Raw genomic sequence first — 14449 nt, 5'->3', positions numbered from 1 at the left:
TACTTTGTCTACCAGATGCTTGAAAATAGTGGTTCAGTAAATACCAGCTATCCAAACAGGTAAGGCCGAATGGCAAAATCAGCAAAAATCGAATTTGTCTGCACTGAGTGCGGCATGAATTATCAGCGCTGGCAAGGGCAGTGTAAATGTGGTGCATGGAATACCCTTGCAGAGTTTAAACCGTCAGCAGGGCAGTCAAAGCAAGCTGCTAGTCGAGCTGCAATTGCAGGCTATGCCGGTAATGTGGGCGGCGGTTCAAAAAAAATAAATGAAGTTGCAACCACTGAAGCTGAAAAGCGCCTCACAGAAATTGGTGAATTAGACAGGGTATTAAGTGGCGGCGTGACCACAGGCTCAGTGAATATTATTTCTGGGGATCCAGGGGCAGGTAAAACCACCTTGTTGTCAGATTTAGTTGCACGTATGTCAAAAGTAATGCCGTCTTTATACTGTACTGCAGAAGAGTCGTTATCACAGTTTAAAAATCGGGTTAACCGCTTACGTCTAGATTACAACGAAGATGAGCTGTACTTGCTATCTGAAACCAGCGTTGAAGCAATCATTGAAGAACTTGATAAACATAAAATAAAGTTTGCTGTTATCGACTCAATTCAGGCTGTTGTAACAGAAACGGCAAATGGTACTCCAGGGTCACCCTCACAAGTGAAAAGTGCGGCTCAGGCGCTCACGCAATATTGTAAGCAAAATGATGTGACCATGTTTATTATCGCTCACGTAAACAAAAATAACGAAATTGCTGGGCCACAAACCTTAGTACACATTGTTGATGCGTTATTACACATTGACACCAATGATGGGCAAGTAAGGACATTACGTGCCAATAAAAACCGTTTTGGCGATATCGACACTGTGGGCATTTTTAGAATGTGTGAGCGAGGTATGCTGAGCGTTGATAATCCGAGCGAAATCTTCCTATCAGGTTCAACGACTGAGTCGCCGGGCTCTGCGATTACTTGTATTCGTAAAGGCAATCGTAACTTACTACTCGAAATTCAATGTCTAACCACAGAAACCGAAGCTGAATTCCCTCAACGAGTGTGTGTTGGTTTAAACATGAATCGTATCAAGATGCTCACGGGGATTTTACGAAAACACACTAAAACAAAAATCTTCCATGATACGTTTTTTAATATAGTTGGTGGTTTAAAAATTGATGAGTCAGAAACCTGCATTGATTTAGCGTTAGTTACAGCACTTTTAAGTAGTTTGAATGAGTTTGTGGTGCCACGGACTACTTGTATTATGGGCGAGTTGAGTTTAAATGGTGATGTAAGACCAATAGACAGTGGCGTACCTCGAGTTAAAGAAGCGGCGCAACATGGCTTTACTGAAATCTTTATTCCTTATCGTAATTACCATAAATCAATGGAAGGCTTAGGCGCAAAAATTACCCCAGTGAAAACTGTGCATGAATTACTGTCGTTAATTAACTAAACACAATTTGATACACTGATAAAAAATTTACACCAATTAAAGGAAATAAAATGAAGAAGTTAATTATTGCGGCGGTTGTTGCTGCGGCAGTCGGTGGCGTAGCTTACGCAAACTATGCTGTGACACAGGAAGTGAAAACAGTGGTTGATCAGCAGCTGAGTGCTTTATCAGCACAAAGTGGTGTAGATATTACTTATAGCGATATTTCAGCGAGTGTTTTTGATAGCAGCATGGAGCTTTCGGGTATCAAAGTACAAAGCCTTGATAGCAATGAAGCTATTGCAACCATAGATACGATTGAAGTATCAGGTTATGAGCAAGACAGCATTCCACCTCATACTGGGTTTGTGATGACAAACTTTCGATTCAGTGATGATTTCCTCGCTCAGTTACCGCAAAACGCCAACAACAAATTAGCGTCTACAAGCTATAACGTTAAGTCTTCGCTAGATTACAATAAAGACTCTGGTGATAGTGCGTTTGCAGTTAACGTGACTGCAAATGAAGTGGCCGATGTTCACTTTAATTTAGGGTTGGCGAAATCAACTCCTTTAATGGAAGCGTCATTGGCTATCAGCAAGATGCAAAACTCAACACAAAATGGCCAGCTCACATTAGAGCAGCAACTACAACAGCAATCAAAAATGATGGCGGCCATGAGCCAGTTAGAGCCACGAAGTATTTCACTGTCAGTTGCAGATGAAGGTGAGTTAAAAGCGGTTGTAGAGAGCTTCTTGCAAGCGCAAGGTATGACTCATGAACAGTTCCAGCAGGTTGTTGCTATGCAGTTACAACAAGCGCCGGTTAGCACTGACTTAGAGACTGCTATTACTAATTTTGCTCAAGGCTTATCATCATTATCGGTTTCGGCAAACTTGCCAGAAGGTCAGTCTATGATGCAAATCAATCAGCAAATTATGGCGCTAATGGGACAACCTGAAGAACTTGCCAAATTTATTAACCTTCAAGCAAGCGGTAAATAAGGCTAAGGTGCAGACAACCTTAAAGTGTTGCTCCGTCTTGTGAGCTTACTTTAAGGTTGTTTTTAACTTTTCGGATGCCTCGGTTATGCTCCAAAAACTTTTGTGCTAAAGCACGTTGAAATCCTGTCTTGGTAGAGCCGATAAGCTCAACCGTATCACCCTCTACAATCACCTGTAGATTAGAAATAGTAAAGTTAGGGTTGCTGGTTAGTTTCTGCAAAGCATATTGTTGCAATCTAGGTTGTGCTGATGTGCTTGATGTTAAAACACTGGTATTTGCACTCACCTTTGTCGCACAAGCTAGTAAAAATAAACAACTTAATGAGATCAGTACTACGGTTAATTTAAAGCGGTTCATACGATTCCCTCGCGAAGACTCTGTTGCAGAACCAGTTACAATTATCATTCCAATTTTAAGTTTCTGATTATAAAGTGATTTTATGCTTGGTAGGTTAAAAGGTATGAACTAATTACACAGTAATTAGTAAAAAAGTACATGCAGCAGAGAGCAAAATGCCGAGACGAGCTCGGCATTTTCAAGTAAAGATATTAAGCTATTTTTTCTTTTTTACTTTTGCTTTGGCTTTTTTCTTAGCCTTGATCTTTGCAGGATCTTTTTTCTTTTTAGATGGGATCTTTGCTTCTTTGTGTTGAGGCTCAATACCTTTAATTACGCGACGTTTAAGCTTTTGCTCAATGTAGCGTTCAACCTTGCCCAGAATAGCCACATCGTGAGCTTCGATAAATGAAATCGCAATCCCTTTTTTGCCAGCGCGGCCAGTTCGGCCAATGCGGTGTACATAGATATCTGCAGTACGCGGCATATCAAAGTTAATAACATGACTAATATCGGCGACATCAATGCCACGTGCAGCAACATCGGTTGCCACTAAGATATTATTGCGACCAGAGTGAAAGTTCTCCATCGCTTTCATGCGTTTGTCTTGTGGCATTTCACCACGTAGCCATGCAACGCGTAACCCTTCGTTGTTAAGCTCACCAATCAAGGTTTCTAAGCGTTCACGGGTTTTAACAAACACGATTGCTTTATGTATGTCTTCACCGTTTAGGATCTCAACCAACATTTTTAGTTTATGGTTATAGTCATCAGCTAGATGAACCCACTGATGAATTTTAGCTTTCTCTTTTCGGGTTGACTCTGCTTCAAGTAGTGCAGGGTCATTTAAAATTCGTTCTGCAAATAACTCAACGCTGTCGCCTTCAAGTGTTGCTGAGAACAAGAAACATTGGCGACGATTACGTGCTTCGTCACAAATTCGCAGCATTTCTTTACGAAAACCCATGTCTAGCATGCGATCAGCTTCATCAAGAATAAGCAGTTCAACATTCTCAGCATGGAAATTCTCAGTTTCGAGGTATTCCATTAAGCGCCCTGGCGTGGCAATTAAAATGTCGTTATTACTCTCGAAAATTTCTTTATGTGTCCCGTAGTTAATACCGCCGGTTACTACACCAATTTTGAGGTGTGTTTGCGCAGCAAGTAATTCACATTGTTCATGAATTTGATAAGCCAATTCACGAGTCGGTGTCATGATCAGCACGCGAGCAAAGCCAGGATCGCGACGAGGGAAATCAAGCAAGTATTGAATTGCAGGGATCAAAAAAGCGGCTGTTTTACCAGTACCAGTTGGCGCAGATGCTAAAATATCGCGGCCTCTTAGCGCTTCAGGGATCGCTTGTTGTTGAATACTGGTTGGTGTATCAAAACCCATTTTATTAATGGCATTTAACAGCTTGTTATCGATATCAAATTCAGAAAATTGCATAGAGTGACGTAAATAGAGGACAATTAGGCCTAATTATACGCGTTAACGCGGCTGTGGTGAATGAAAAGGTGAAAAAATGTCAGGCTTTGTGTTTAAACAATTTTCGGTGGAGCAAACTCGTGCTGCAATGAAGGTGTCAACGGATGGCATTTTGTTAGGCGCATGGGCCACTCTTACTAACGCCACACGTATATTAGACATAGGGACTGGAACAGGGCTGCTGGCCTTAATGGCAAAACAGCGAGCGCCACAAGCAACAGTGATGGCGATCGAGATTGATCATGATGCTTGTATCGACGCCCGAGCTAATTTTACCAATAGCCCGTGGTCAGATATCCGTCTTTATCAAGGTGCCGTGCAGTCATTTGAATCACCAGAGCCCGTTGATGTTATCATCACCAATCCGCCATATTTTAACGCCAGCCTCAAAGGAGAGAATGCGCCACGTAATGCTGCACGTCATACTGATGGCCTTAGTTTTAACGAATTAATAGCTGCATGTAGCAGGCTTAGTCATGACAAAACGTTGTTGAATGTTATTCTACCTTGTCCAGAAGCTGAGCAATTTATTGCTATTGCAAAGCAATTAGGTTGGCATTTAAATCAACAATGTTTAATACAAACAACGCTCAAAAAAGCACCGAGCCGCTGCTTAATGTTATTTAGCCAACAGGCTATAGAGTGCAAAAAATCGCAGTTGGTTATTCATGCTCAGGATGGTAGTTACAGCGCCGATTATCAAAGGCTTTGCAAAGCCTTTTATTTGAAAATGTAACGCTAATATAAGATTTTTGGCGATTCTAATTACTGTTCGGGGATCGCAGGTGGACGTAATTGTATCACCTCATCAAGTTGAATTTGCTGAACATATTCAAGTTTAAGTAAAGCATCTAGTACTCTTTTACAATGTTGTTTATCAATATCAGCACTACAAAAGTTGATGATATTAAATTGTCGTTTGATGTTCAGTCCCGTTATGTCAGGCAGTGGTTGCGTGGTTTCAATTAATACACGAATGCTGGGATAGGGATCGGCATAACCAGAGTGTAATAATTTTTCGATGTTAAATAGGTTATCTTTAAGTTTGCCTAGTTCATTCGCTGTTTTCACGCTTTGTGGTATAAATACTTGTTCGTTAAGGCTATTTACTGTAATTTCGCCTTTGGCGTGAAGTGGGTTAATTTGATGATTGTCATATTGAATAACATCACCAGTCACTAAAGTGAATTGTTTCATTGTGTATCCTTTCAATTGGTTATCCATCCACCTCAAGCATAACAAAATGATGCGTCTAAAAAAATTAATTGTAGTAATAAATTCTTAATAAAGTAGGTGATCTATGTTCCGTTTAGCGTTTGTACTCGCTGCGATGTTATTTTCTCAACTATGCGCTGCAGCAATCAGTCCGGTAGGGCTTTGGAAAACAATTGATGAAGAAACGAATGAAGCGAAATCACTCGTGCGTATTAGTGAACAAAACGGCGTGCTGGTTGGCAATGTTGAAAAAATATTGAATCCAGCTAAGCAAGATGCACGTTGTGAAAAATGTAAAGGTGATAAGAAAAATCAGCCTATTTTGGGGTTGCAGATTATTGAAGGCGCAAAGGATGCCGGAGATGGAAGTTGGCAAGATGGTGAAATTCTTGACCCTAATAATGGCAAAACCTACACCTTAAAATTGACACCACAACAACAAGGTAAGGTGCTTGAAGTGCGTGGTTATATTGCTTTTTTCTATCGTAATCAATATTGGCAACGCGTTGAATAAAAAAAGCCAAGCATTGCTTGGCTTTTCCTTACAAGCGACTTTTACAAACTTTCGCTGTATTCAGTCATTATTTGCTCAACCCAGTTGGCAATACGCTCATCGCTGAGTTCGTATTGACTGTCTTCATCAAGGGCTAAGCCAACAAATTGTTTGCCATCTTCAGTCAGCGCTTTTGATGCTTCAAACTCGTAACTGTCATCGTTTGGCCACTTTCCTAATAAGGTGATGCTTTGATCACAAATTTCATCGTGCAGCATGCCAAGAGCATCTTGGAACCATTGACCATAACCTTGTTGATCACCCATGCCAAACAGAGCCACTGTTTTGCCATTTAGATTAACATCTTTGATATCATCCCAGATAGACTCCCAGTCTTCTTGAAGCTCACCAAAATCCCATGTAGAAATGCCGAAGATAACGAAATCGAATTGTTCTGCATTTTTTAATGGTTCATCTTTGATGTTATGCAAGCTCACAACGTCTTGCCCAATAATATCGCGAATTTTCTCTGCCGCTATTTCTGTATAGCAGGTAGTCGAACCATAAAATAAACCAATCTGCATCGTATTTATCACCGTGTGTTTGCCTGATATGATAGCTACTCAAGCCGCTTGAAGTATCTACCTTCATGTAGTTTGGTAATATTTTACCGTAAGGCCTATTTAATTGATACCTTGATAAGGATGAGAGTAACCGTGGCGGATAATACTTCACAAGCACAAGCAGGTGTCATGACGGAACAAAATGCAGAGCATTTAGAGGTTTTTTTAGATACCTTGTATTTAGAACAAGGAGTCAGTGAGAATACTCTTGCCGCTTATCGAAGTGACCTCGATAAGTTTTGCCAATTTATTAAAGACACAGACTTACTTGCAGTAACAGCAGAAGATATAGAAGCTTATTTAGCATACCGTGTCGATTTAGGACTAAAGTCGCGCAGCACGGCTCGAAGTATCAGTGCGCTCAAGCGTTTTTATCAGTATTTTGTGCGCGAAAAAGCAATCCCCGACTCACCAATGGTTAATATTGCGCAACCTAAGGCGGGGCAATCGTTACCAAAAACTCTCTCTGAAGCCGAAGTAGAAGCATTGCTTGCAGCTCCTAATATTGAAGATCCAATGGGGCTTCGCGATAAAGCCATGCTTGAACTGTTGTATGCCACCGGGCTGCGTGTTACTGAGCTGGTAGGGCTAAGAATGGAGCAAATAAACCTGCGCCAAGCAGTCGTATTTGTAAAAGGTAAAGGTAATAAAGAACGATTAGTCCCTTTGGGTGAAGAAGCAATGTACTGGCTTGAACAGTTTTTAAAAGTAGGGCGCTCGCAGATGATTAAACACGCTACCGACTTTGTGTTTCCGTCTAAGCGGGGCATTGGCATGACCCGACAAACTTTTTGGCATCGCATCAAACACTATGCTATTTTGGCAGCAATAGAGTCACCATTATCACCGCATACGCTCAGACATGCTTTTGCGACGCACCTTTTGAATCATGGGGCAGACCTTCGTGTTGTGCAAATGATGTTAGGTCATAGTGACTTATCAACAACACAAATTTATACGCATGTAGCGAATGAAAGATTAAAGTCGGTACACGAGCAGCATCACCCTCGTGCATAGTGCAACTTTTTTTAAGATGTACCGGTCTATGTAAAAAATGTTCAGGATATAGGATAGTTATGAAAAAGTTAGTTTTAGCCACGGCACTATTTGGCACAAGCTTAAATGTTTTTGCAAATGGCGTATCGACGACAGAAGCCGCTGACGCACCAATTGTTTCAAAATTTGCCGAGTTAGGTGTAAAGGTTAAGCAAGTTAACCCAAGCCCTGTGGCTGGTCTTAAAGAGCTAATTACCGATAAAGGCGTGTTATACGCAAGCCCTGATGGCCAATTCTTAATGCAAGGTACGTTGATTGACCTAAACAACCGTGTAAATCTAACCGAGCATGCGTTAAGTGATGTGCGTAAACAAGGCGTTGCAGAGTACGAAGACTCGATGATTGTTTACAAAGCGAAAAACGAAAAGCATTCAATCACAGTATTTACAGATATCACTTGCGGGTATTGTCGTAAATTACACCGCGAATTAGACGACTTTTTAGAGGCGGGTATTACTGTTAAGTATTTAGCTTTTCCAAGAGGCGGTTTAGCGGGCAAAGGTTATCAAGACTTAATGAATGTGTGGTGTGCTAAAGACCCAGCTGAAGCGTTAACAGAAGCTAAAGCGGGCGCAGAAGTAGCTGCAGTCCCAGGTTGTAACGCCCCGATTGCAGAGCATTACCAACTTGGTCAAAGCTTTGGTATGTCAGGTACACCGGCAATTATTTTAGAAGATGGTACGATGATCCCAGGTTATCAATCAGCTGCGCAAATCAGCCAAGCACTTGATGCTTTACCAAAAACATCGTCATAACTATTTTTAAACGAAAAGGCCTATTTGTCGTAGGCCTTTTTTATTCGCCTTAAGTTAAGAAGTACACTTTCCAACATGGAAAAAATAATTCAAGTTCGTCCTCGCGTTGATGACTCACACCTGCCAAATCATTTACATCCAGTCATTAAACAAATTTACGCATCAAGACAGGTGCAAGACGCAATAGAGTTAGATAACAGTGCAGCAACGTTACATGACTTTCGGTTGTTTAAAGACATCGACAAAGCCGTGTTGTTGTTGCAAGACGCATTAAAAGCACAAAGCCGCGTGTTAATCGTGGGAGATTTTGATGCTGACGGTGCAACCAGTACAGCAACCTTGATGCAAGGTCTTGCCATGTTTGGTTTGAAAAACCTTGATTACTTAGTGCCAGATAGATTCAGTTTAGGGTATGGCCTAAGTCCTGCGCTTGCAGAGCAAATTGTGGCCATGCAGCCTGAGCTTGTGATTACCGTTGATAACGGTATTTCATGCATCGATGGCATTGCAATTGTAAAGCATGCGGGTATTAAGGTGCTGGTGACTGATCACCACTTGCAGGGCGAGGCATTACCTAATGCCGATGCCATTGTGAACCCGAATCGTCATGACTGCCAATTTCCATCGAAATCAATAGCAGGCGTTGGGGTGGCTTTTTATCTGCTTATCGCTTTACGTAGTCACTTACGTGATCAAGGGTATTTTCAACATCAGCCAATGCCGAATTTGGCCGAATTACTTGATATTGTTGCCCTTGGTACCGTTGCCGATGTGGTCGCCCTTGATGCCAATAACCGTACCTTAGTACATCAAGGTTTAGCTCGTATTCGTAGCGGTAAAACACGTCCAGGTATTAGTGCTCTCATTGAAGTGGCAAATCGTAATGCAGCGCGCTTAAGTGCCAGTGACTTTGGCTTTTCATTGGCACCACGCTTAAATGCAGCAGGGCGCTTAGATGATATGAGTTTAGGTATAGCCTGTTTATTATCGAGCGATATAAATCAAGCCCGCCGCATTGCCAGCGAGCTCGACAGCCTCAATCATGAGCGCCGTGAAATAGAGCAGGGCATGCAAACTGAAGCGCAAGCCGTGCTTGACCGTTTAGCCTTTAAAACAGATTCAGTGCCTGATGCCATTTGCTTGTATCAAGCTGATTGGCACCAAGGTGTTATTGGCATTTTGGCTGGCCGCTTAAAAGAAAAGTATCACCGTCCTACGATTATTTTTGCAGCCGGCGATAACGGTGAAATTAAAGGCTCTTGCCGCTCCATTGAAGGGCTGCATATGCGTGATTTACTTGAGCGCATAAATACACTCTATCCGCATTTGATCAGTAAATTTGGTGGTCATGCTATGGCGGCCGGACTGAGTATCAATGAGCAGTGTTTTACTGAATTTAAAACCGTGTTTGAACACATGGTGGCACAAACACTCAGTGAAGAGCATAAGCAAAGTATTTTACTTACCGACGGTGAACTGCCAAATGATTGCTTCTCGATGGAGTTTGCCAACCTGTTAAAAAATGCAGGGCCTTGGGGACAACAATTTCCTGAGCCAGTGTTTGAACATGTGTTCGAAGTGGTGCAGCAGCGTATTGTTGGTGAAAAACACTTAAAACTAGTTTTAAAACATCAATCTGGAAGGTTAGTTGACGCAATAGCATTTGCTGTTGACGTGCGTGCCTGGCCCGACACCGAAGTACGTTACGTAAAAGCGGCATACCAACTCGATATAAATGAATTTCGTGGCAAATTCTCCTTACAACTAATTATCCGAGAGCTACAAAAAACCACATAAAAATATCGTTATAATCGACATAAAAGGCTAATAAAACGCTCGGTTTTTTGTTAAAATCGGGCGTTTTTAATATTTGTAGATAATTTACCGTAATTATTGTCGAAAGCGGTGCGCGGTAAATCAGCCATTTTGGAGTAATGTACATGTTTGAAGTGAATCCTGTGATTAATCAAATCAAGGAAATTCGCGAACGTACTGAACTGCTTCGGGGGTATCTTTGACTACCCTCTTAAGAAAGAGCGGTTAGAAGAAGTTAACGCAGAACTTGAAGATTCAGCAGTGTGGAATGAGCCAGAGCGAGCTCAAGCCCTAGGCCGTGAAAAGTCGGCACTCGAAGCTATCGTTGAGACCATTGATAATTTAGTGGCCGGTACCGAAGATGTTGAAGGCTTAGTTGAGCTTGCTGTTGAAGCAGAAGACGAAGAAACCTTTGCCGAAGCAGAAACTGAATTAGCCGATTTAAACGCACAGCTTGAAAAGCTAGAATTCCGTCGTATGTTCTCGGGTGACCATGACCAAAACGATGCGTACCTTGATTTACAATCAGGTTCTGGCGGTACTGAAGCGCAAGACTGGTGTAACATGTTGTTGCGTATGTACTTACGTTGGGGTGAAGCGAAAGGCTTTAAAGTTGAACTTGTTGAAGCAACTGATGGTGATGTGGCTGGTATCAAAGGCGCAACAGTGCGTTTTGTTGGCGAATATGCATACGGTTGGTTACGTACAGAAACCGGTGTTCACCGTTTAGTACGTAAGAGCCCATTCGACTCAAGTGGTCGTCGTCATACCTCGTTTGCATCGGCATTCGTTTACCCAGAAATCGACGATAATATCGAAATTGATATTAATCCGGCTGACTTACGTATTGACGTTTACCGCGCATCTGGTGCGGGTGGTCAGCACGTAAATACAACAGAGTCGGCGGTTCGTATTACGCATATACCAACCAACACTGTTGTACAGTGCCAAAATGAGCGTTCACAGCATAAGAATAAAGACCAAGCAATGAAGCAGTTAAAAGCGAAGTTGTTTGAACTTGAAATTCAAAAGCAAAATGCCGAGAAGCAAAGCCAAGAAGATGCTAAATCTGATATTGGCTGGGGTAGTCAAATTCGTTCATACGTACTTGATGACTCGCGCATTAAAGATTTACGTACTGGCGTTGAAAACCGTAATACTCAAGCGGTTCTTGACGGCGACTTAGATAAATTTATTGAAGCCAGCCTTAAATCTGGCCTATAACCACCGAGCTAAAAAAGAGCTAAAAAATGACTGATCAAATCCAAGACGAAAATAAGTTAATCGCTGAGCGTCGTGGCAAATTAGACGCAATCCGCGAAAATTGCCCAGCCAACGGTCATCCAAACCAATTCCGTCGTGAACATTACACGGCTGATTTGCAAGCTGAGTTTGGTGATAAATCGAAAGACGAATTAGTTGCTGAGCAGCACGTTGTATCAGTAGCGGGTCGTATTCTTGCAAAACGTGGTCCTTTCCTTGCGTTACAAGATATGAAAGGCCAAATTCAAGCGTACGCGTCAAAAGACGTACAAAAAGAATTAAAAGCAAAATACGGTCAACTTGATATCGGTGACATCATAGGTGTTAAAGGTGCACTAAATAAATCAGGTAAAGGTGACCTATACGTAGAAATGACAGAGTACGAGTTACTAACTAAGTCATTACGTCCGTTACCAGAAAAATTCCATGGTTTATCTGACCAAGAAACTAAATACCGTCAACGTTATGTTGATTTAATTACCAATGAAGCGACGCGTGAAACCTTCCGTATTCGCTCAAAAGTTGTTGAAGGTATCCGTCGTTTCTTAGCTGATCGTGACTTCATGGAAGTTGAAACACCGATGCTACAAGTGATCCCTGGTGGTGCGTCTGCTCGTCCATTCGTAACACACCACAATGCACTTGATATCGATATGTACTTACGTATTGCACCTGAGCTTTACCTAAAACGTTTAGTGGTAGGTGGTTTTGAGCGTGTATTCGAAATCAACCGTAACTTCCGTAACGAAGGTTTATCAACACGTCATAACCCAGAATTCACAATGATCGAATTCTACCAAGCATACGCTGATTATATTGACCTGATGAACATCACTGAAGACATGTTACGTACTGTTGCTACAGATGTACTAGGTTCACCAATTGTTGTAAACACAACTAAAAATGAAAACGGTGAAGTGGTAGATTCAGTAGAGTACGATTTTGGTCAACCTTTTGCTCGTTTAACAATGAGCGAGGCTATCCTTAAGTACAACCCAGACTTTGATGCTGCGGTATTTAATGACCCTGAAAATCATTTTGAAGAGCTTAAAGCGTACGCTAAGCAAGTACACGTTAAGATCCCAGAAAACTGTGTATGGGGCCCTGGTAAGTTCTTATGTGAAATCTTCGAAGAGACTGCAGAGCATAAGCTAATTCAACCTACTTTCATCACAGCTTACCCATGGGAAGTGTCACCACTTGCACGTCGTAACGACGAAAACCCATTTGTGACTGACCGTTTCGAGTTTTTCGTAGGCGGCCGTGAATTAGCGAATGGTTTCTCTGAGCTTAATGATGCGCAAGACCAAGCAGAGCGTTTTTCTCGTCAAGTTGAAGAAAAAGACGCAGGTGATGATGAAGCAATGCACTACGATGAAGATTATATTCGCGCGTTAGAGTACGGCTTACCACCAACAGCAGGTGAGGGTATTGGTATCGACCGTCTAGTGATGTTATTCACTGACTCACCAACAATTAAAGACGTGATTTTATTCCCGCATATGCGTCCTCAAGCTGATTAATCAGTTTTTAGGATTAGAAAACGCCGCTTTTTAGCGGCGTTTTTGTTATAGGAAATTTCTGATTTTTTCTTCGCTAGCGTTTTTATTTTTAATTTAAGTTGTTGATATATAGTGTATTTGTTGTTTTTGTTTGCTACGTAATTATTGCTTTGTTCGTTTTTAATACAAACTAAGGTTGATAAAGTCATTTTTCTAGTCAGAATGTTAATGTACTAAATAAAATCCATTCACTGCTTAAATGGAATTAATTAAAATGACAACAAAACCAGCGCAGTTACCAACAGATGTAACAAAAAGTGATGAACAACGTGAAAGCTTTTACCGAGCATGTATTTTTGAATTTCAAAAGTTAGGATATCAAGACCAATACCTAGCAGAATTAACTGATGAGCATATTCCTTTAACTGGTCTCGATTTATTGGCTGATAAAGAAAAAACGCCTAAAGCTTAAGCGATTTTAGGGAGTTTGAGTCAGTTGTGCACAATCTCTAACCATCTACTCGAAATTCCTTGAAAAGTGTTTGACTTATTTTCTGAAATCTTTATTATACGCCCCACAAGACGGAGAGGTGGCCGAGTGGCCGAAGGCGCTCCCCTGCTAAGGGAGTATAGGGTTTGTAGCTCTATCGAGGGTTCGAATCCCTCCTTCTCCACCATTTTTCCTAAAATGGCATGTCTTGAAAGTAATATGTGTGGACGCGTAGCTCAGCTGGATAGAGTACCTGGCTACGAACCAGGCGGTCGGAGGTTCGAATCCTCCCGCGTCCGCCACTTTTACTTTAACTCTGCATCGAGTATAAGATGTTGGTAGATGTTGGTAGATTTTGGTCGGAGGTTCACTCTTTCAAGAGACGTCCCGCAACCGCCACTTTTACTTTAACTCTTGCTAAGAGAATAAATTAGCAATATTCAAATGTGCGTGTGGACGCGTAGCTCAGCTGGATAGAGTACCTGGCTACGAACCAGGCGGTCGGAGGTTCGAATCCTCCCGCGTCCGCCATATTTGAAACTCACATCGAGTATAAAGATACAAATTTGGTCGGAGGTTCTCTCTTTCAAGATACGTCCCGCAACCGCCATATTTGAAAAATCATTGCAAGATTATAAAATGCAACTTTGCGGACGCGTAGCTCAGCTGGATAGAGTACCTGGCTACGAACCAGGCGGTCGGAGGTTCGAATCCTCCCGCGTCCGCCACTTCCTTCTAGGAAGTGACATAAGCCGACAAGCTGTCGGTTTTTTTGTCTTTAAGACACAGTCAATGCACGACTTAAACATGCAAAAACATAATGCGGACGCGTAGCTCAGCTGGATAGAGTACCTGGCTACGAACCAGGCGGTCGGAGGTTCGAATCCTCCCGCGTCCGCCACTTTCTTCTTGAAAGTGACATAAACCGACGAAAGTCGGTTTTTTTGTGCCTGCAATTCGCATAGGATTGGTT

General features: G+C 41.9%; 14 protein-coding genes and 5 tRNA genes. 15 read left to right on the top strand and 4 right to left on the bottom strand.

Annotated elements, in window-relative coordinates; genetic code table 11:
• Nucleotides 1-69 precede the first annotated feature (69 nt).
• Entirely contained in the window at nt 70-1455 is a 1386-nt protein-coding gene (radA, locus tag AAEU31_RS18795; RefSeq protein WP_199526271.1) for a DNA repair protein RadA, read from the top strand.
• Between the two features lie 50 nt (nt 1456-1505).
• Nucleotides 1506-2438: an aq_1923 C-terminal domain gene (locus AAEU31_RS18790; RefSeq protein WP_253038818.1), complete on the top strand. Its 933-nt coding sequence runs from the start codon at nt 1506-1508 to the stop codon at nt 2436-2438.
• A gap of 19 nt (nt 2439-2457) precedes the next feature.
• Here the strand turns inward: AAEU31_RS18790 and AAEU31_RS18785 are convergent, their stop codons facing one another.
• Nucleotides 2458-2796 carry a BON domain-containing protein gene (locus tag AAEU31_RS18785; protein ID WP_199526269.1) on the bottom strand — a complete coding sequence of 113 codons (339 nt, stop codon included), beginning with the start codon at nt 2794-2796 and terminating at the stop codon, nt 2458-2460.
• Between the two features lie 196 nt (nt 2797-2992).
• Nucleotides 2993-4225 carry an ATP-dependent RNA helicase SrmB gene (gene srmB, locus AAEU31_RS18780; protein ID WP_135925879.1) on the bottom strand — a complete coding sequence of 411 codons (1233 nt, stop codon included), beginning with the start codon at nt 4223-4225 and terminating at the stop codon, nt 2993-2995.
• 76 nt (nt 4226-4301) lie between these two features.
• On the opposite strand from srmB, the gene AAEU31_RS18775 reads away from it, so the two are divergent.
• Nucleotides 4302-5000 (top strand): tRNA1(Val) (adenine(37)-N6)-methyltransferase, encoded by a 699-nt coding sequence (locus AAEU31_RS18775; RefSeq protein ID WP_421968011.1) that lies wholly within the window; start codon nt 4302-4304, stop codon nt 4998-5000.
• Between the two features lie 29 nt (nt 5001-5029).
• Here the strand turns inward: AAEU31_RS18775 and AAEU31_RS18770 are convergent, their stop codons facing one another.
• The gene (locus AAEU31_RS18770) at nt 5030-5461 is read right to left on the bottom strand and encodes a hypothetical protein (RefSeq protein WP_135925877.1); all 432 of its coding nucleotides are present in this window, start codon (nt 5459-5461) and stop codon (nt 5030-5032) included.
• A gap of 103 nt (nt 5462-5564) precedes the next feature.
• Between AAEU31_RS18770 and AAEU31_RS18765 the strand changes: the two genes are divergently transcribed.
• Entirely contained in the window at nt 5565-5993 is a 429-nt protein-coding gene (locus AAEU31_RS18765; RefSeq protein ID WP_135925876.1) for a DUF2147 domain-containing protein, read from the top strand.
• A 41-nt stretch (nt 5994-6034) separates the two neighbouring features.
• Here AAEU31_RS18765 and fldB read toward each other — a convergent pair whose 3' ends face one another.
• Nucleotides 6035-6556 carry a flavodoxin FldB gene (gene fldB / locus AAEU31_RS18760; protein WP_138558615.1) on the bottom strand — a complete coding sequence of 174 codons (522 nt, stop codon included), beginning with the start codon at nt 6554-6556 and terminating at the stop codon, nt 6035-6037.
• Between the two features lie 168 nt (nt 6557-6724).
• On the opposite strand from fldB, the gene xerD reads away from it, so the two are divergent.
• From xerD to AAEU31_RS18705, 11 genes are all read left to right on the top strand, one after another.
• Nucleotides 6725-7612 carry a site-specific tyrosine recombinase XerD gene (gene xerD / locus AAEU31_RS18755; RefSeq protein WP_421968032.1) on the top strand — a complete coding sequence of 296 codons (888 nt, stop codon included), beginning with the start codon at nt 6725-6727 and terminating at the stop codon, nt 7610-7612.
• A 59-nt stretch (nt 7613-7671) separates the two neighbouring features.
• Nucleotides 7672-8406, top strand: coding sequence for a bifunctional protein-disulfide isomerase/oxidoreductase DsbC (gene dsbC / locus AAEU31_RS18750; protein WP_138558617.1), 735 nt, complete (start codon nt 7672-7674; stop codon nt 8404-8406).
• Between the two features lie 75 nt (nt 8407-8481).
• Nucleotides 8482-10203 carry a single-stranded-DNA-specific exonuclease RecJ gene (recJ, locus tag AAEU31_RS18745; RefSeq protein WP_421968010.1) on the top strand — a complete coding sequence of 574 codons (1722 nt, stop codon included), beginning with the start codon at nt 8482-8484 and terminating at the stop codon, nt 10201-10203.
• Nucleotides 10204-10346: 143 nt separating this feature from the next.
• Nucleotides 10347-11445, top strand: a protein-coding gene (prfB, locus tag AAEU31_RS18740) for a peptide chain release factor 2 (RefSeq protein WP_135925871.1) whose coding sequence is annotated in 2 segments (ribosomal slippage) — nt 10347-10421 and nt 10423-11445 — 1098 coding nt in all. Because the reading frame shifts where the segments join, the coding sequence is not laid out codon by codon here.
• Between the two features lie 26 nt (nt 11446-11471).
• Nucleotides 11472-13007 carry a lysine--tRNA ligase gene (gene lysS / locus AAEU31_RS18735; RefSeq protein WP_135925870.1) on the top strand — a complete coding sequence of 512 codons (1536 nt, stop codon included), beginning with the start codon at nt 11472-11474 and terminating at the stop codon, nt 13005-13007.
• A 253-nt stretch (nt 13008-13260) separates the two neighbouring features.
• A complete protein-coding gene (locus tag AAEU31_RS18730; RefSeq protein ID WP_421968009.1) occupies nt 13261-13458 on the top strand; it encodes a hypothetical protein in 198 nt (65 codons plus the stop codon).
• 112 nt (nt 13459-13570) lie between these two features.
• Nucleotides 13571-13663: transfer RNA gene (locus AAEU31_RS18725), tRNA-Ser, on the top strand.
• 38 nt (nt 13664-13701) lie between these two features.
• Nucleotides 13702-13778 (top strand) — tRNA-Arg (locus AAEU31_RS18720).
• Nucleotides 13779-13930: 152 nt separating this feature from the next.
• A tRNA-Arg gene (locus AAEU31_RS18715) sits at nt 13931-14007 on the top strand.
• A gap of 120 nt (nt 14008-14127) precedes the next feature.
• A tRNA-Arg gene (locus AAEU31_RS18710) sits at nt 14128-14204 on the top strand.
• A 96-nt stretch (nt 14205-14300) separates the two neighbouring features.
• Nucleotides 14301-14377: transfer RNA gene (locus AAEU31_RS18705), tRNA-Arg, on the top strand.
• Nucleotides 14378-14449 lie beyond the last annotated feature (72 nt).

The sequence above is a fragment of the Pseudoalteromonas thalassia genome (assembly GCF_049257215.1).
In the GTDB taxonomy this organism is placed as follows: Bacteria; Pseudomonadota; Gammaproteobacteria; order Enterobacterales; family Alteromonadaceae; genus Pseudoalteromonas; species Pseudoalteromonas lipolytica_C.
This window is presented reverse-complemented; position numbering and strand designations above follow the sequence as displayed.

Excerpts from the sequence above, each read along its gene's own strand:
- radA (WP_199526271.1), top strand. The coding sequence starts at position 70 with ATGGCAAAATCAGCAAAAATCGAATTTGTCTGCACTGAGTGCGGCATG.
- AAEU31_RS18790 (WP_253038818.1), top strand. The coding sequence starts at position 1,506 with ATGAAGAAGTTAATTATTGCGGCGGTTGTTGCTGCGGCAGTCGGTGGC.
- AAEU31_RS18785 (WP_199526269.1), bottom strand. The coding sequence starts at position 2,796 with ATGAACCGCTTTAAATTAACCGTAGTACTGATCTCATTAAGTTGTTTA.
- srmB (WP_135925879.1), bottom strand. The coding sequence starts at position 4,225 with ATGCAATTTTCTGAATTTGATATCGATAACAAGCTGTTAAATGCCATT.
- AAEU31_RS18775 (WP_421968011.1), top strand. The coding sequence starts at position 4,302 with ATGTCAGGCTTTGTGTTTAAACAATTTTCGGTGGAGCAAACTCGTGCT.
- AAEU31_RS18770 (WP_135925877.1), bottom strand. The coding sequence starts at position 5,461 with ATGAAACAATTCACTTTAGTGACTGGTGATGTTATTCAATATGACAAT.
- AAEU31_RS18765 (WP_135925876.1), top strand. The coding sequence starts at position 5,565 with ATGTTCCGTTTAGCGTTTGTACTCGCTGCGATGTTATTTTCTCAACTA.
- fldB (WP_138558615.1), bottom strand. The coding sequence starts at position 6,556 with ATGCAGATTGGTTTATTTTATGGTTCGACTACCTGCTATACAGAAATA.
- xerD (WP_421968032.1), top strand. The coding sequence starts at position 6,725 with ATGACGGAACAAAATGCAGAGCATTTAGAGGTTTTTTTAGATACCTTG.
- dsbC (WP_138558617.1), top strand. The coding sequence starts at position 7,672 with ATGAAAAAGTTAGTTTTAGCCACGGCACTATTTGGCACAAGCTTAAAT.
- recJ (WP_421968010.1), top strand. The coding sequence starts at position 8,482 with ATGGAAAAAATAATTCAAGTTCGTCCTCGCGTTGATGACTCACACCTG.
- lysS (WP_135925870.1), top strand. The coding sequence starts at position 11,472 with ATGACTGATCAAATCCAAGACGAAAATAAGTTAATCGCTGAGCGTCGT.
- AAEU31_RS18730 (WP_421968009.1), top strand. The coding sequence starts at position 13,261 with ATGACAACAAAACCAGCGCAGTTACCAACAGATGTAACAAAAAGTGAT.